This is a genomic window from Vibrio sp. 1457 (assembly GCF_033340195.1).
In the GTDB taxonomy this organism is placed as follows: domain Bacteria; phylum Pseudomonadota; class Gammaproteobacteria; order Enterobacterales; family Vibrionaceae; genus Vibrio; species Vibrio alginolyticus.
Map to the genome: position 1 here is coordinate 1 of NZ_JAWOWA010000131.1, position 1088 is coordinate 1088.

Here is a 1088-nt window from a genome sequence, read left to right on the forward strand (position 1 = left end):
TTACTTTGGCGGATCGTCAGATGTCGCCCAGGAGTTGGCGGCAGAACAGGTTGATCTCTACCTCACCTGGGGCGAACCTCCGGAACTGGTTAAAGAGAAAATCGAACAAGTGCGGGCGAAAGCTGCCGCGCATGGACGCAAAATTCGTTTCGGTATTCGTCTGCATGTGATTGTTCGTGAAACTAACGACGAAGCGTGGCAGGCCGCCGAGCGGTTAATCTCGCATCTTGATGATGAAACTATCGCCAAAGCACAGGCCGCATTCGCCCGGACGGATTCCGTAGGACAACAGCGAATGGCGGCGTTACATAACGGCAAGCGCGACAATCTGGAGATCAGCCCCAATTTATGGGTGGGCGTTGGCTTAGTGCGCGGCGGTGCCGGGACGGCGCTGGTGGGCGATGGTCCTACGGTCGCTGCGCGAATCAACGAATATGCCGCGCTTGGCATCGACAGTTTTGTGCTTTCGGGCTATCCGCATCTGGAAGAAGCGTATCGGGTCGGCGAGTTGCTGTTCCCACATCTGGATGTCGCCATTCCGGAAATTCCCCAGCCGCAGCCGCTGAATCCGCAAGGCGAAGCGGTGGCGAATGATTTTATCCCCCGTAAAGTCGCGCAAAGCTAAGGAAGAAATAATGGCAACGCCAGTGAAGAAGTGGTTATTGCGCGTTGCCCCCTGGTTTTTACCGGTGGGCATCGTGGCGGTGTGGCAACTGGCCTCCTCAGTTGGCTGGCTGTCGACGCGTATTTTGCCCTCACCGGAAGGGGTGGTGACGGCGTTCTGGACGCTCTCCGCCAGCGGCGAACTGTGGCAGCATCTGGCGATCAGCTCCTGGCGGGCGCTGATTGGCTTTTCAATTGGCGGATCGCTGGGGTTGATTTTGGGACTGATTAGCGGGCTATCTCGCTGGGGAGAACGGCTGCTGGATACCTCAATTCAGATGTTGCGCAACGTGCCGCATCTGGCGCTGATCCCGCTGGTGATTTTGTGGTTTGGCATTGATGAATCCGCAAAAATCTTTCTGGTGGCGCTCGGCACGCTATTCCCCATTTATATCAACACCTGGCATGGCATCCGTAATATCGAT

General features: G+C 56.4%; 2 protein-coding genes. Both read left to right on the plus strand.

The window, feature by feature from the left end:
* Nucleotides 1-625: LLM class flavin-dependent oxidoreductase (locus R7Z41_RS24275; RefSeq protein WP_318141674.1), on the plus strand; the 625-nt coding region annotated here is incomplete at its 5' end.
* A 10-nt stretch (nt 626-635) separates the two neighbouring features.
* A partial coding sequence (locus R7Z41_RS24280) for an ABC transporter permease subunit (RefSeq protein ID WP_318141675.1) occupies nt 636-1088 on the plus strand: 453 nt, incomplete at its 3' end.